Source organism: Frigoribacterium sp. VKM Ac-2836, assembly GCF_013248995.1.
In the GTDB taxonomy this organism is placed as follows: Bacteria; Actinomycetota; Actinomycetes; order Actinomycetales; family Microbacteriaceae; genus Frigoribacterium.
Map to the genome: position 1 here is coordinate 1195544 of NZ_JABRPK010000001.1, position 14073 is coordinate 1209616.

The 14073-nt window shown below is 70.3% G+C and carries 14 protein-coding genes and 1 tRNA gene; 12 read left to right on the forward strand and 3 right to left on the reverse strand.

Going from position 1 to position 14073, the window contains the following annotated elements:
* Positions 1 to 14: 14 nt before the first annotated feature.
* Together HRF36_RS05565 and HRF36_RS05570 are read right to left on the reverse strand one after the other, a co-directional pair.
* A complete protein-coding gene (locus tag HRF36_RS05565; protein WP_173207327.1) occupies positions 15 to 932 on the reverse strand; it encodes an alpha/beta hydrolase fold domain-containing protein in 918 nt (305 codons plus the stop codon).
* Between the two features lie 155 nt (positions 933 to 1087).
* Positions 1088 to 1172: transfer RNA gene (locus HRF36_RS05570), tRNA-Leu, on the reverse strand.
* A 109-nt stretch (positions 1173 to 1281) separates the two neighbouring features.
* Here HRF36_RS05570 and HRF36_RS05575 point away from each other — a divergent pair.
* The 5 genes from HRF36_RS05575 to HRF36_RS05595 all read left to right on the forward strand — a co-directional run bounded on the left by HRF36_RS05575 (position 1282) and on the right by HRF36_RS05595 (position 6906).
* Positions 1282 to 2610, forward strand: a complete 1329-nt coding sequence (locus HRF36_RS05575; protein ID WP_173207330.1) for a M20/M25/M40 family metallo-hydrolase — start codon at positions 1282 to 1284, stop codon at positions 2608 to 2610.
* A gap of 28 nt (positions 2611 to 2638) precedes the next feature.
* Positions 2639 to 3481 carry an undecaprenyl-diphosphate phosphatase gene (locus tag HRF36_RS05580; protein WP_173207333.1) on the forward strand — a complete coding sequence of 281 codons (843 nt, stop codon included), beginning with the start codon at positions 2639 to 2641 and terminating at the stop codon, positions 3479 to 3481.
* Positions 3478 to 4740, forward strand: a complete 1263-nt coding sequence (mshC, locus tag HRF36_RS05585) for a cysteine--1-D-myo-inosityl 2-amino-2-deoxy-alpha-D-glucopyranoside ligase (RefSeq protein ID WP_173207336.1) — start codon at positions 3478 to 3480, stop codon at positions 4738 to 4740. The genes HRF36_RS05580 and mshC overlap by 4 nt, the downstream gene beginning before the upstream one ends.
* 130 nt (positions 4741 to 4870) lie before the next feature.
* Entirely contained in the window at positions 4871 to 6214 is a 1344-nt protein-coding gene (locus HRF36_RS05590) for a histidine kinase (protein ID WP_173207339.1), read from the forward strand.
* Entirely contained in the window at positions 6211 to 6906 is a 696-nt protein-coding gene (locus HRF36_RS05595) for a response regulator transcription factor (RefSeq protein WP_173207341.1), read from the forward strand. The genes HRF36_RS05590 and HRF36_RS05595 overlap by 4 nt, the downstream gene beginning before the upstream one ends.
* Positions 6907 to 6965: 59 nt before the next feature.
* On the opposite strand, the gene HRF36_RS05600 is transcribed toward HRF36_RS05595, so the two are convergent.
* Positions 6966 to 7877 carry a proteasome assembly chaperone family protein gene (locus tag HRF36_RS05600; protein ID WP_173207343.1) on the reverse strand — a complete coding sequence of 304 codons (912 nt, stop codon included), beginning with the start codon at positions 7875 to 7877 and terminating at the stop codon, positions 6966 to 6968.
* Positions 7878 to 7998: 121 nt separating this feature from the next.
* Here HRF36_RS05600 and HRF36_RS05605 point away from each other — a divergent pair, with 121 nt between their 5' ends.
* From HRF36_RS05605 to tatC, 7 genes are all read left to right on the forward strand, one after another.
* Positions 7999 to 8691: an HAD family hydrolase gene (locus HRF36_RS05605; RefSeq protein WP_371740030.1), complete on the forward strand. Its 693-nt coding sequence runs from the start codon at positions 7999 to 8001 to the stop codon at positions 8689 to 8691.
* Positions 8692 to 8758: 67 nt separating this feature from the next.
* Positions 8759 to 9796 carry a tRNA (adenine-N1)-methyltransferase gene (locus tag HRF36_RS05610; RefSeq protein ID WP_173207346.1) on the forward strand — a complete coding sequence of 346 codons (1038 nt, stop codon included), beginning with the start codon at positions 8759 to 8761 and terminating at the stop codon, positions 9794 to 9796.
* 84 nt (positions 9797 to 9880) lie between these two features.
* Positions 9881 to 10810 carry a hypothetical protein gene (locus HRF36_RS05615; RefSeq protein ID WP_173207349.1) on the forward strand — a complete coding sequence of 310 codons (930 nt, stop codon included), beginning with the start codon at positions 9881 to 9883 and terminating at the stop codon, positions 10808 to 10810.
* 24 nt (positions 10811 to 10834) lie between these two features.
* Complete coding sequence (locus tag HRF36_RS05620) at positions 10835 to 11860, forward strand: WYL domain-containing protein (protein ID WP_173207352.1); 1026 nt, start codon at positions 10835 to 10837, stop codon at positions 11858 to 11860.
* Entirely contained in the window at positions 11853 to 12845 is a 993-nt protein-coding gene (locus HRF36_RS05625) for a helix-turn-helix transcriptional regulator (protein WP_371740031.1), read from the forward strand. Before HRF36_RS05620 ends, HRF36_RS05625 begins: the two co-directional genes overlap by 8 nt.
* 102 nt (positions 12846 to 12947) lie before the next feature.
* Complete coding sequence (gene tatA, locus HRF36_RS05630; RefSeq protein ID WP_173207355.1) at positions 12948 to 13238, forward strand: twin-arginine translocase TatA/TatE family subunit; 291 nt, start codon at positions 12948 to 12950, stop codon at positions 13236 to 13238.
* Positions 13239 to 13316: 78 nt separating this feature from the next.
* Positions 13317 to 14072, forward strand: a complete 756-nt coding sequence (gene tatC, locus HRF36_RS05635; RefSeq protein WP_173207995.1) for a twin-arginine translocase subunit TatC — start codon at positions 13317 to 13319, stop codon at positions 14070 to 14072.
* Position 14073: the final 1 nt, after the last annotated feature.

Genomic DNA, 14073 nt, shown 5'->3' on the forward strand with positions numbered 1-14073 from the left:
CGCCGATTGCGACCCTACGCGCGAGGCGGCGTCGCCCGACTCGTGGTCGCCGCGTCGCCGCGGATCACCGAGGCGGCGTGGCGGAGCGCACGCCGCGCCTCCGGAGTCCAGGGCGCACCGACGAAGACGTGAAACGCACCGCGGTACATCCGCAGCTCGGCCCGCCCTCCGGCAGCGACCAGGCCGCGCGCCAGGCGTTTCACGTCGGGCGTCAGCAGGTCGCGGTCGCCCGCGTAGGCGAACACGGGCGGCAGACCCGAGAGGTCACCTCGCACCGGACTGACCGTGGGGTCGGCCGCGTCGCGGTCGCCCGCCCACCATCGGCCCGCGGCCACGAGGCCGTCGCGTCCCAGCATGGGGTCGAGCGGGGCGACCTCGTCGATCGCGGGGGAGTCGAGCAGGGCGTCCACCCACGGAGAGAAGAGCACGAGGGCGTCGGGCGCCGGTCGACCCGCATCGCGTTCTCGCATGGCCGCGACGAGGGCCAGCGCCCCGCCCGCCGAGTCGCCCGCCAGCACGATGCGGGACGGGGAGGCGCGGCGCACCTCATCGAGGACGGCGTCCAGCAAAGGCAGCACCTCGTCGACGTCGTGAGCCGGAGCGAGCCCGTAGAGCGGCACCGTGACGACGGCTCCGGAGGCGCGGACCAATCCGGCGAGCAGGGTCCAGTGGGTGGACAGGACGGGGTGCACGTAGGCGCCGCCGTGCAGGTAGACGACGTGTACGCCGCTCGCGGGGCGTCGCGGCCGGAGGGTGACGACGCGGACCTCGCCGATCCGCGCCTCCTCGACGGTCGCGACGCGGCACACCGCCCGCGTGACCGGGGCCGCGGAACCCTGCCGGGCGATCGAGCGCACGAGGGAGTCCTCGGTCTCGGTCGAGCGGGCGCGGAAGCGCAACAAGGCGCGCGTGGCAGCCATCGAGAGCGACATGTCACGACCCTACGCACGCGCACGGGGAACGGACGACCCCGGGGAACCAAGAAAGGCCCGCACACCACCGGTGTGCGGGCCTTCCGTCGCTTGCGAACAAGCATCTGTCTCAACACAGATCGAAGAAAACATCTCTCGAGAGAAGATGTTTCGTGTGTCCGAGGGGGGACTTGAACCCCCACGCCCTATACGGGCACTAGCACCTCAAGCTAGCGCGTCTGCCATTTCCGCCACCCGGACTGGATGGTGCCGACCGAAGCCGACACGAAAGATTAGCACGGCTCGCAGGCCCCTCGTGACCACGGCCACGACCCTCGTCGCGAAGGGCACGGCAGGTAGCGTGGGACGCATGACGACGACCCCCACGAGCTCCGGCTCGGCCGAGCCCGAGCTCGACGAGACGGCCCGCATCGCCCGCGATCTGATCCGGTTCGACACGTCGAACTACGGCGGCGGCCGGTCGAACGGCGAGGCCGCCGCGGCCGAGTACGTCGAGGCCGCCCTGCGCGATCTCGGCCTCGAGCCACAGATGTACGAATCCGAGCCCGGCCGGGTCAGCGTGATCGCACGAGTCGAGGGAGCCGAACCCGCCAAGCCCGGCCTCGTGGTGCACGGCCACCTCGACGTCGTGCCGGCCGACCCGGCGAACTGGTCGGTCGACCCCTTTGCCGGTGTCGTCCGTGACGGCATGCTCTGGGGACGCGGGGCCGTCGACATGAAGAACATGGATGCCATGATGCTGACGGCCGTCGGCGACATCCTCCGGGCGGGCGAACGGCCGGCTCGAGACCTCGTCCTGGGATTCCTCGCCGACGAAGAGGCCGGGGGAGTCCTCGGCTCCCACTTCCTCGTCAAAGAGCACCCCGGCGTGTTCGACGGTGCCACCGAGGCGATCAGCGAGGTGGGCGGTTACTCGACCTTCATCGACGGACGCCGCTCGTACCTCCTGCAGACCGGCGAGAAGGCCCTCGTCTGGGTCAAGCTGACGGCCCGGGGCACCGCCGGCCACGGCTCCCAGATGATCGAGGCCAACGCCGTGACGCGCCTGGCCGAGGCCGTCGCCGTGCTCGGTCGTCAGCAGTGGCCCATCGTGCTGACCGAGACGACCACCGCCTTGCTGGGCGAGGTCGCGCGCATCCTCGACGTCGACGTGCACGAGGTCGCACCCGACGAGTTGGTCCTGCGCACGGGCACCGCCAAGGGATTCATCCGCGGCTCGCTGCGGACGACGACCAACCCCACGATGCTCACGGCCGGCTACAAGCACAACGTCGTCCCCGACAGGGCCGAGGCCCTGGTCGACATCCGCTGCATGCCGGGCCAGGAAGAGGCGGTGCTCGCCGAGGTGCAGGCCCTGATCGGCGACGACGTCGAGATCGAGACGATCCACACCGACATCGGTCTCGAGACGCCGTTCTCGGGCCCCCTGGTCGACGCGATCACGGCCACACTCGACCGGCACGATCCCGGGGCCCCGGTCCTGCCCTACCTGCTCTCGGGCGGCACCGACAACAAGGCCCTCAGTCTGCTCGGCATCGCCGGATACGGCTTCGCGCCGCTCCGGCTCGACGAGGGCATGGACTTCCCCGCCATGTTCCACGGCGTCGACGAACGGGTGCCGCTCGACGCACTATCCTTTGGCAGTCGCGTCCTGCGGGACTTGTTGTCGACGTACTAGCAACCCCCGCACCAGAAGGGTCACCCGCGTGGAGCATCTCCTCCAGGCACTCCTGCTCGGCCTCGTCCAGGGCCTCACGGAGTTCCTCCCCGTCTCGTCGAGCGCCCACCTGCGCCTCGTCGGCCTGTTCTTCAGTGACCCCGGGGCGGCGGCCGAGTTCGATCCCGGCGCCACCTTCACGGCGATCACGCAACTCGGCACCGAACTCGCGGTCGTCATCTACTTCTGGCGCGACATCACGAGGATCGTCTCGCGGTGGTTCGCGGGCATGACCGGCAAGATCCCGCGCACCGACCCCGACGTCCGCATGGGCTGGCTCGTGATCATCGGCACCGTGCCGATCGTGCTCGTGGGGTACGTGGCACAGGAGTACATCCGCACGGTGTTCCGTTCGCTGTGGATCGTCGCGATCGTGCTGATCGTCTTCGGCGTGCTGCTCGGTCTGGCCGACCGTCTCGGCAAGAAGACCGAGCGCTTCGAGGACATGCGCTACGGCCACGGCATCGCCGTCGGCGTCGCGCAGGTGCTGGCTCTCTTCCCGGGCGTCTCACGATCGGGAGCCACGACGACCACGGCGCTCGCCCTCGGCTACACGCGGCCGGCCGCGGCACGCTTCTCGTTCCTGCTGGCCGTTCCCGCGGTCTTCGGCAGCGGCCTGTACGAGCTCGTCCAGAGCTTCAGCGACCCGGGGCCCTACTCGCTGGGCGAGACCCTGGCCGCGACGGTCGTCGCCTTCGTCGTCGGATTCGTCGTCATCGCGTTCTTCATGAACTACATCTCGCGACGCAGCTTCGCTCCGTTCGTGGCCTACCGCATCGTGCTCGGCGTCGTCCTGCTCGTCCTGCTCGGCACGGGCGTGGTGGCCGCATGAGGTCCTGGACCGGACCCGAGGTCCCGCGCCTGCCCGGCCTCGGCGACCTCCCGGCACTGCACGACACCTCCACCGGCACGGTCCACCCGACCGAGGTCGACGGATCGCGGGCCGGCCTCTACGTGTGCGGCATCACCCCGTACGACGCGACCCACCTCGGTCACGCGTCGACCTACCTCGCCTTCGACACCCTGCTGCGAGTCTGGCGCGACGCCGGGGTCGAGGTGGTCTACGCACAGAACACGACCGACGTCGACGACCCGCTGCTCGACCGCGCTGCGGCCACCGGAGTCGACTGGCGGGAGCTGGCCGACGACCAGACCGATCTCTTCCGCAGCGACATGCAGCACCTGGCCGTGGTGCCGCCGACGCACTACGTCGCGGTGACCGAAGTGGTGACCGATGTCGCGGACGCCGTCGCGCGCCTCCTCGATCGGGGTCTCGCGTACCCCGTGTCGACCGGCGCCTCCGATGCCGGCGACGACCTGTACTTCGACGTCCGGGCCGCCGAGCGCGAGACCGACTGGCACCTGGGGCTCGAGAGCCGCTACGACGCCGAGACGATGGCCCGGTTCTTCGCCGAACGCGGTGGAGACCCCGACCGAGAGGGCAAGCGCGACCCGCTCGACCCGCTGCTCTGGCGCGCCGCCCGAGCCGCCGAGCCGGCCTGGCCCACCCGGTTGGGCGCCGGCCGCCCCGGCTGGCACATCGAGTGCACGGTGATCGCCCAGCAACACCTCGACGTCCCGATCACGGTCAACGGCGGCGGCAGCGACCTGGTGTTCCCGCACCACGAGATGAGCACCGCGCACGGCACGGCCCTCACCGGCCGCCCCTACGCCGTGCACCACACGCACACCGGCATGGTCGGATACCAGGGCGAGAAGATGAGCAAGTCGCTTGGCAACCTGGTCAAGGTCAGCGAACTCGTCGCCGGCGGCCACGACCCCCGGGCCGTGCGGCTCGCCCTGCTGGCCCACCACTACCGGTCCGACTGGGAATGGTTCGACGCCGACCTCGTCGACGCCGAGCAGCGACTCGGGCGATGGCTCGCCTGGGCCGCGACGAGCGCAGGAGGCGCGGGTCCCGTCACGGCACCCACTCCCTTCATCGTCGGGCTGCGTTCCCTCCTCGGCAACGACCTCGACACGCCGTCGGCACTCGCCGCCGTCGACGCCTTCGTCGACCGAGGAGCCGCCCCGACCGAGGTCGACGTCGACGCCGTGCAGGCCCTGTTGGGCGTCGACCTGCACGCCTGAGCACGCCTGCGCGGACGAGCAGGCACGGTCGCGCCGGTTCACTCGTCGAAACCGGTCGCGCCTCCGGTTTTTCATACGTTCGCATGAGTGTTCCTCAATCAGCACGGGTGTCTGCCCTACGATGGTCGGCGTGGAAACGTCGATCACCGCGCCGGCCCCGGCCGCGACACCGAACGACGCCCGCCGACCCCTCACCCGACGCGACACACGCATCGACCTCTGGATCGCCGCCCTCACCGTCGTGCTGGGCCTCGTCACGCTCTGGCTCAGCGCCATCATCGTCGAGGACGCGGACGGGGCGGCCTCGACGTCGACCGTCGAGAGCGTGCTCTGGCTCGTCGGCCTGTGTGCGCCGATCGCCTTCCGGCGACTCCGGCCCGTCACCGTCCTCGTCGTCGTGTCGATCGTCTTCCTGGCCGCCCAGCTGAGGGGCTATCCCGACACGCTCACCCCGTCGATCGTCGAGTTCGTCGCGATCTTCACCGCGAACGCCTGGGCCGCCCGGCGAGCCCGCGCGCTCGTCGTCAGCATCGTCGTGACGGCCGTCATGTTCGTGTGGCTCGGCGTGTGGCTTCGCTCGGTCTCGGCGTCGGACGCCGCGGCGCCCGACCCCGTGACCCTGGCAACGATCGCCTACACCCTGGTCTCCAACGGCATCGTCCTCGTCACCGCCATCGCCTTCGGACGTGCGGCTCGCGTCTCCGCCATCAGGCTGCACGCCCTGGAGCGCACCGGTGTGGAGCTCCGTGCCGCACACGAGCTCGTCGCCGACCGGGCGATCAACGAAGAACGGACCCGCCTCGCCCGCGAACTGCACGACGTGGTCGCCCATCACGTCGCCGTCATCGGTATCCAGGCAGGGGCCGCCCGGCGAACGCTCGATCGGCCCGACATCGCGCGGGGTGCCCTCTCGGCCGTCGAGGGCACGGCTCGCACCACGATCGACGAACTCGACCGCCTGCTCTCCGTGTTGCGGTCGCGCGACGGCGAGACAGGTTCCGGCCCCTCGGGCCTCGACGCGCTCCCCGAGTTGATGACCGACACGCGCGCCCTCGGTCTCGAGGTCCGGTTCTCGGTGCACGGCGACATCCGGGACGTCCCCGAGAGCATCGGGGTGACTCTCTACCGCATCACCCAAGAGGCCCTGACCAACACCCTCAAACACGGCAACGCGTCGATCGCCGAGGTGCACCTCCGCTACGGCGACCGCACCGTCGAGGTCGAGGTCGTCGACGACGGCCGCGCCGGCCCGACGCCCTATCCCGGGGCGGTCGTCCCCTCGCCGACGGCCGGCCCGGGCGGTGGACTGGGTCAGCGGGGCATGCGCGAGCGGGTCGACCTGCACGGGGGCGAGCTGCACCTCGGCCCGCGACCGCGCGGGGGCTACCGCGTGCGCGCCGTGTTGCCGGTGGGCGCCTGCCGCGACGCCCACCCCCGCGACCACGTCACCACCGACCCCTCCGAGAGCGCATGACCGACACGACCGACCCCGTCACCGTCCTCCTCGTCGACGATCAAGACCTCGTCCGCACGGGCTTCCGCATCATCCTCGACACGGCACCCGAGGTCAGGGTGGTCGGCGAGGCCCGTGACGGGCTCGAGGCGGTGGACCTCGTCCGGCGGCTGCGCCCCGACGTCGTCGTCATGGACATCGAGATGCCCGTCCTCGACGGGCTCGAGGCCACGCGTCGCATCCTCGAGGAGTCTCCCGGGGGCTGCCCCGCGGTCCTCGTCCTGACCACCTTCGGCCGAGACGACTACGTCTTCCGGGCGCTGCAGGCCGGCGCGAGCGGATTCCTGCTCAAGACCGCCACGCCCGAAGAGCTCATCGAGGCGATCGCCGTGGTGCACCGGGGCGACGCCCTGCTCTCGCCCCAGCTCACCCGCACCGTCGTCGAGCGCGCCGTCGGCGATCCCACGGCGGCGAGGGTCGTCGTCCCGAGTCCGGCCCTCTCGACCCTGACCGAACGAGAACGCGAGGTGCTCGACCGACTCGCCTCCGGGGCATCGAACGCCGAGATCGCCCGACAGCTCTTCCTCGGCGAGGCCACGGTCAAGACGCACGTCTCGAACGTTCTCGGCAAGCTCGGCCTCCGAGACCGGACGGCGGCCGTCGTGTTCGCCTACGAGAACGGCGTCGCCGTCCCTGGCGAACTCCCGACCTGACCATCGCCGTCGATCCGGCCTGCGCGACCGGCCGCATCCGTCCCGCGTGACGACTGGGGTCAGGGGACCGGGGGGTACCGAGGGTCGTCCGGTCGGCCGTCCCCGCCCTTGCCGTCTCGTCGTCTGAGGTACCGCTCGAACTCCTGCGCGATGGCTTCGCCGCTCGCCTCGGGGCTGTCCACCGTGTCGCGGGCCTGCTCGAGCTGTTCGATGTAGCCCGCCATGTCCTCGTCGTCGGCCGCGAGGGCATCGATGCCGGACTCCCAGGCCGTCGACTCGGCGGCGAGCTCACCCCGGGGTATCGTCACGCCCGACAACTCGTCGAGCTTCTCGATGAGGGCGAGCGTCGCCTTGGGCGACGGGGCGTTGTGGACGTAGTGCGGCACGGAGGCCCAGATCGACAGGGTCGGCACGCCGGCGGCCTCGACCGCGTCGGCGAGGACCGACAGGATGCCCACCGGTCCCTCGTAGGTGCTCCGCTCGAGGGTGTACTCGTCGCGGACGGCTTCGTTCTCGCTGCTCACGAAGACCGAGATGGGACGAGTGTGCGGGACGTCCGCCAGCATCGCCCCGAGGAACACCACCCCCGTGACGTCGTGCACGTCGATCAGGTCGACGATCTCGGCGGCGAAACCCCGCCAGCTGCGGGAGGGCTCGGCACCCAAGAGAACGAGCACCTCGGTAGCGGCCGATGCCGGGTCGCGGGGGAGGCCGGTCGCGGCGTCGGCTGCCGCGTGCAGCTGGATGCGGGGCCACACCAGCGTCCGTTCGCCGTCGTCGTCCAGCCCGACCTGCGGTCGGTTGAACTGGTAGTCGATGTACCGTTCGCCGTCGAGCTCGGCCACCGGTTCGAGCGAGAGCGTCTCGACCAGGCTCCGCGCGACACCGCTGGCGGCCTCGCCGGCGTCGTTCCAGCCCTCGAAGGCCACCACCAGAAGGCGTCCCGCAGCGAAATCCGACGTGTTCGTCAACCTGAGTCCTCACCGTGCCGGAAGGGCGTCCAGCGCTTGACCCACCACGATAGTCCGTGACCTCGACCAGGAGGCGCGGGCCGGGAGGTCACGGGGGTCACGCCCGGTAGACTCGACCGCCGTGACCGAAACCCTGCCTGCCGCCGTCCTGTGGGACATGGACGGAACCCTCGTCGACACCGAGCCCTACTGGTTCCTCTGCCAGGTCGAACTGGTCGAGTCGTTCGGCGGCACCTGGAGCCGAGAAGACGGCGACGCCATGATCGGGAGCGGCCTGTGGCAGTCCGCACGGGTCCTGCAGTCCCACGGCGTCGACCTGTCCGAGGACGAGATCATCGATCGTCTGACCACCGGGGTCCTCGCGCGCGCCGCGCTCGAGATCCCCTGGCGTCCCGGCGCGAGAGAACTGTTGGCGGAGCTGAGACGTGAGGGCGTCCCGACGGCCCTCGTCACCATGTCGATCCGCCGCATGGCCCAGTTCATGGTCGACGCGATCGAGTTCGAGGCGTTCGACGTGATCGTCGCGGGCGACGACGTGGAGCACGCCAAGCCCCATCCCGAGGCCTACCTCCGTGGCGCCGATCTGTTGGGCGTCGACCCCGCGGACTGCATCGCCATCGAGGACAGCACGCCCGGCCTCGCCTCCGCTGTCGCGGCCGGCACCGTCGCGATCGGCGTCGAACACCACGCGCCGCTCGCCGACGACGGCCCCTTCATCCGTCGCGAGACCCTCGTCGGCACCACCGTCGACGACCTGCGAGAGCTGCACCGGACCGGTCGCGCCGTCCGCGACCGGGCGACCTCCGATTCCTGACCCCGGCGCGCACGACGCGCCTCCGGCACCCCTCGGGGTGCGATCCGATCGAAAGCAGCACCCCCGCATGACCGCGTTCCGCCGCCAGTCCGGTCCCTTCGTCGAAGGCGACAAGGTCCAGCTCACGGGCCCCAAAGGCAAGATGAACACCATCGTGCTGACGCCGGGCGCCGTGTTCCACACGCACCGCGGCATGATCGCGCACGACGACGTCGTCGGCCTCCCCGACGGGTCGGTCATCGCGAGCACGACGGGCGACGAGTACCTCGCGCTCCGTCCGCTCCTGAGCGACTTCGTCATGTCCATGCCCCGGGGGGCGGCCATCGTCTATCCGAAGGACGCCGCGCAGATCGTCGCCTTCGCCGACATCTTCCCCGGCGCAACCGTCGTCGAGGCGGGCGTGGGCTCGGGCGCGTTGTCCCTCTGGCTGCTCCGCGCCGTCGGGCCTGAGGGACGCCTGGCGTCTTTCGAGCGCCGTCAGGAGTTCGCGGACGTCGCCGAGGGCAACGTGGCGAGCTTCTTCGGTGCCGAGCCCGAGAACTGGACGGTCACGGTCGGCGACCTGGTCGACGAGCTCCCCTCGGTGATGCCCGACGGGACCGTCGACCGTGTCGTTCTCGACATGCTGGCCCCCTGGGAGAACGTCGACGTCACCGCCGATGCACTCACACCGGGCGGCCTCGTGATCTGCTACGTCGCCACGGCCACCCAGCTCTCCCGGACGGCCGAGGCCCTGCGCGCCTCCGGTGCCTTCACCGAGCCGGACGCATCCGAGACACTCGTCCGCGGTTGGCACGTCGAGGGTCTCGCGATCCGCCCCGACCACCGCATGATCGGCCACACCGGCTTCCTGATCACCGCCCGCCGACTCGCTCCCGGGTCGGTGATGCCGCAGGTGAAGAGGCGCCCCTCGAAATCGGATTACAGCGACGCCGACGTCGAGGCCTGGACCCCCGGGGCCCTCGGTGAGCGGTCCGCCAGCGACAAGAAACTCCGCAAGACCGCCCGACAGGCCCGAACGGCCGCCGACGCCGCCATCGCCGCGACCGAGGCCGTCGAGGGTGACTCGTCCACCGGCGAGTCGACCGGCACCGCCCCCGCCTGAGCACCGCGAGGGTGCCGATCGCCCCCGCTAAGCTGTCCCCGCATCCGCGCGACCCGACGGGTCGCCTCCACGAAATGAGTCCCCGTGCGCAAGATCCCCGCCCTCGTCGTGACGGTCGGCCTGCTCGCTTCGATGACCGCCTGCTCGACCACGGCCGGCCCTGGCTCGACCGGGTGCCCGCCCACGGGTGACGCTGCCTCGGTCGTCACGGCGACCGGTGACTTCGGTGCGAAGCCCGACGTCGACGTGCCGACACCGATCGTGACGAAGAAGACCGAGGTGTCGACGCTGATCGAGGGCGACGGCCAGCGTCTCGTCGACGGGACCCCGGTCGTCATCGACTACACGCTCTTCGACGGCACGACAGGGCAAGAACTCGAGGACAGCGGCTACGACGGTTCGACGAACGTCCCGTTGACCGTCGGTGGTCAGACCCTCGCCCCCCTCGTCGACGCGCTCGAGTGCTCTACCGTCGGATCGCGGGTCGCCGTCGCCGTCAAGGCGACCGATCTCTCCGCGTCGATCAACGGTGCCGCGTCGACGCCGAACGACGACCCCGACGCCGCGTACGTCGCGGTGGTGGACGTCAAACGAGCCTTCCTCGCGAAGGCCGACGGTGCCCTGCAGCTCGGGGCGGACGGCCTCCCGGCCGTGGTCACCGCCCCGAACGGTGCACCCGGCATCACGATCCCGGCGGGGGACGCGCCCACCGACGAGGTGGTGCACCTCGTCCGCAAGGGTCACGGCACGACCTTGACGGCCGACGACACGGCCGTGGTCCAGTTCACGGCGGTCACCTGGAGTCAGCCGTCCACGGTCGCGGGCTCCACCTGGACGAACGGCGGATCCGCGACGCCGGTCGATCTGGGTGACGCTCAGATCCCCGACGACATCCGCTCGGCCCTCGTCGGCCAGCAGGTCGGATCACAGGTCATGGTCGTGCTCCCTGCATCCGCCGAGAGCGGCGGCTCGGCCTACGTCTACGTCTTCGACGTGCTCGGGGCGACCCGATGACCCATCCCTGCTGAGACCGCCGCCGTGCCCTCTGCCCGTACCCCGCGTGTCCCCGTCGAAGAACGCCTCTTCAGCCTGGTCCTGGCCCTGCTCGCGACCGACACCGGGTTGAGCAAGACCGAGATCCTGTCGACCGTGCAGGGCTACCGGCAGAAGTACTCCCGTTCCGGTGACAACGCCGCGCTCGAGCGACAGTTCGAGCGCGACAAGGACGACATCCGCGAACTCGGCGTCCCTCTCGAGACGATCGACGACCCCTCGGCAGTCGGCAACAACCAGGCCCTGCGATACCGCATCCCCCGGGGCGCTTACGAATTGCCGGACGACATCGCCTTCTCCTCCGAAGAGACCGCGTTGCTCACGTTGGCCGCGATGGTCTGGCGCGAGGGTTCGTTGTCCCACGAGTCCCGGCGGGCGCTCCTGAAATTGAGGTCGCTCGGGGGCTCCGCCAGCGTCCCGGAACTCGAGTACGCCCCTCGACTCCGCTCGCGCGACGCGGCGTTCGAGCCGCTGCGGACGGCCCTCGACCGGGGTGTCGTCGTGCGGTTCGACTACCTGAAACCCGGTGACGAGTCAGCCCGACGGCGCGAGGTCGCACCGGCAGCCCTGGTCCAGCACCACGGTCGCTGGTTGGTGTCGGCGGTCGAGGTCGCCACCGGGGCCGTGAAGACGTTCCTCCTGTCGCGGGTGGTCGGTCCCGTCCAACTGACCTCGACCCCGTTCACGCGGCCGGACGACGCCACGGCCGAGCGTGCCCTGGCCGATCTCGAGCAGGTCTGGCACGACCGAACGGCGACCATCCGCGTCGAGCCGACGTCGGACGCCGAGACCCGTCTCGTCAAACGTCGCGGCACGACCCGCGTCGGCCCCGACGCCCTGACCGTCCACTGGACCGATGAACACCTGCTGGCCGACGAACTCGCCTCCTTCGGTCCCGAGGTGACCGTCCTCGAACCCGAGAGCCTCCGCGCCTTGGTTCGGACCCGGCTCGTGACCGTGCTCGACGCACACGCGCACACCGACCCACTCGTCGGAGGCGACCGTGGCTGATACCCGGGGCGGCCTGCACGCCGCCGACAAACTCGCCTTCCTGCTCTCGCTCGTCCCCTGGCTCATGGATCACGAGCGTGTCAGCGTCGCCGAGGCTGCCGCCCATTTCGGAGTGAGCGTGTCCGAGATCCGCCGCGCCGTCGAACTGATCGCGGTCTCGGGCGTTCCCGGTGAGACGACGCAGTACCAGCACGGCGACCTCTTCGACATCGCGTGGGACGACTTCGAGCAGAACGACGTCATCGTGCTCACCAACCTCGTCGCCATCGACGACTCGCCCCGATTCTCCGCCCGCGAGGCCGCCGCGCTGATCGCGGGTCTGCAGTATCTCTCGTCGCTGCCCGAGAACGCCGATCGCGCAGCCATCGCGACCCTGATGAGCAAGTTGTCTCGCGGGGCCTCCAGCGAGCCGAGCCAGGTGGCCGTGGACCAGTCCGACACGAACGAGGTGCTCGGGCTCGTGGGTAGGGCCGTCGAATCCGGTGTCCAGCTCGAGTTCGACTATCGAGGCACCCGCGGGGTGGCCGAGCGACGCCGCGTCGATCCGCTGCGGGTCGAGTCGGTGGACGCCGACTGGTACCTCCGTGCCTGGGACCACCTTCGCGAAGCCCCCCGCACGTTCCGGCTCGACCGGATCGCCGCCCCGGCGTTGACCACGACGCCGATCGCGCACCGGGCCGACGACGTCTCCCTGCCCGAGACCCTCTTCGAGGGATCTCCGGACGACCTCGTCGTGGTGCTCGACCTCGACGCGGCCGCAGCACCGCTCCTCGCGGACTACCAGCCCGACGAACCCGAGCTCCTCGACGACGCACGCGTGCGGCTGCGGCTCCGAGTCAACCGGCTCGGCACCCTCTGCCGGCTCGTGGCCGGGCTGCCGGGGCGCCCGGAGGTCGTCGCACCCGAGTCGGCCCGCTCCGCCGTCGCGGACTGGGCCCGCCGAGCGATCGAGCGATACGACCTCGACCCGAACCCCGCCTCCTAGGGATTCCGCCCCCGTCCGCCCTGTGCATCGCCTGCGCCGTGCTCGTCCGAGTGGCCCGGACGGTAGACTCGATCTCACCCTGCCCCGCAAGGAGACCCCATCATGTTCGGAAACGCGTTCACAGGCTGGCACCTGATCATCATCCTGGCGATCGTCCTGCTGCTCTTCGGTGCGCCGAAGCTCCCCGCCCTCGCGAAGAGCATCGCCCAGTCGATGCGCATCTTCAAGAACGAGGTCAACAGCGACAAGAAAGACGTCGTCGACGACGACCACGACGGGCGTACCGCCCGCCGCTCCGACGACTCGGGCGTCCGGTACACGGACGATTCGTCCGCTCGCCGTGGTGACGACTCCTACCCGTCGACGACTCGCGACGTCCCGCCGAAGTCCTGACGCGTGGCCACGACGACGACTCGTGGCGACAGCACCCGGGGGAGCGGCGCGGGTCGCAGCCGAGGGCGAGACGGCAAGATGTCGCTCGGGCAGCACCTGCTCGAGTTGCGCAAACGCCTCTTCATCTCCGCCCTGGCCCTCATCCTGGCCGCTGTCGCCGGTTGGTTCCTCGCGCCCTTCGTCCTCGACGCCCTGAGGTCGCCGGTCGAGGCCATCGCTGCGGCGCGGACCGGTGAGACGACCCTCAACTACTCGAACATCACGGGTGCGTTCGACCTCAAGCTGCAGATCGCGATCACCGTGGGTGTCGTCATCTCGAGTCCCGTGTGGCTCTACCAGGTCTGGGCGTTCATCGTCCCGGCCCTGGTTCGCAAAGAGAAGCTCTACGCCGTAGGTTTCATCGGCACCGCCATACCGCTGTTCCTCGGCGGCTGCCTGGCGGGGTGGTACGTCCTGCCCCACATCGTCGAGGTCATGACCAGCTTCGTCGACACCCAGGACGCCACGATCATCGAGTCGAAGGTGTACTACGACTTCGTCCTCAAGCTCGTCCTCGCGGTCGGCATCGCCTTCGTCATGCCGGTGTTCCTCGTGTTGCTGAACTTCGTCGGCGTCATCTCCGCGGCAGCCATCGTCAAGGGGTGGCGGGTGGCCATTCTGGTCATCGTGCTCTTCACCGCCATCGCGACTCCGTCCGCGGACATCTTCTCGATGTTCCTCCTGGCGATCCCCATGATCGTGCTGTTCTTCCTCGCGGCCGGCGTGGCCTGGTTGCACGATCGTCGGGTCGCGAAGCGTGCCGCCGCGCTCGACGCCGAACTGGCGTCGGAGTGAC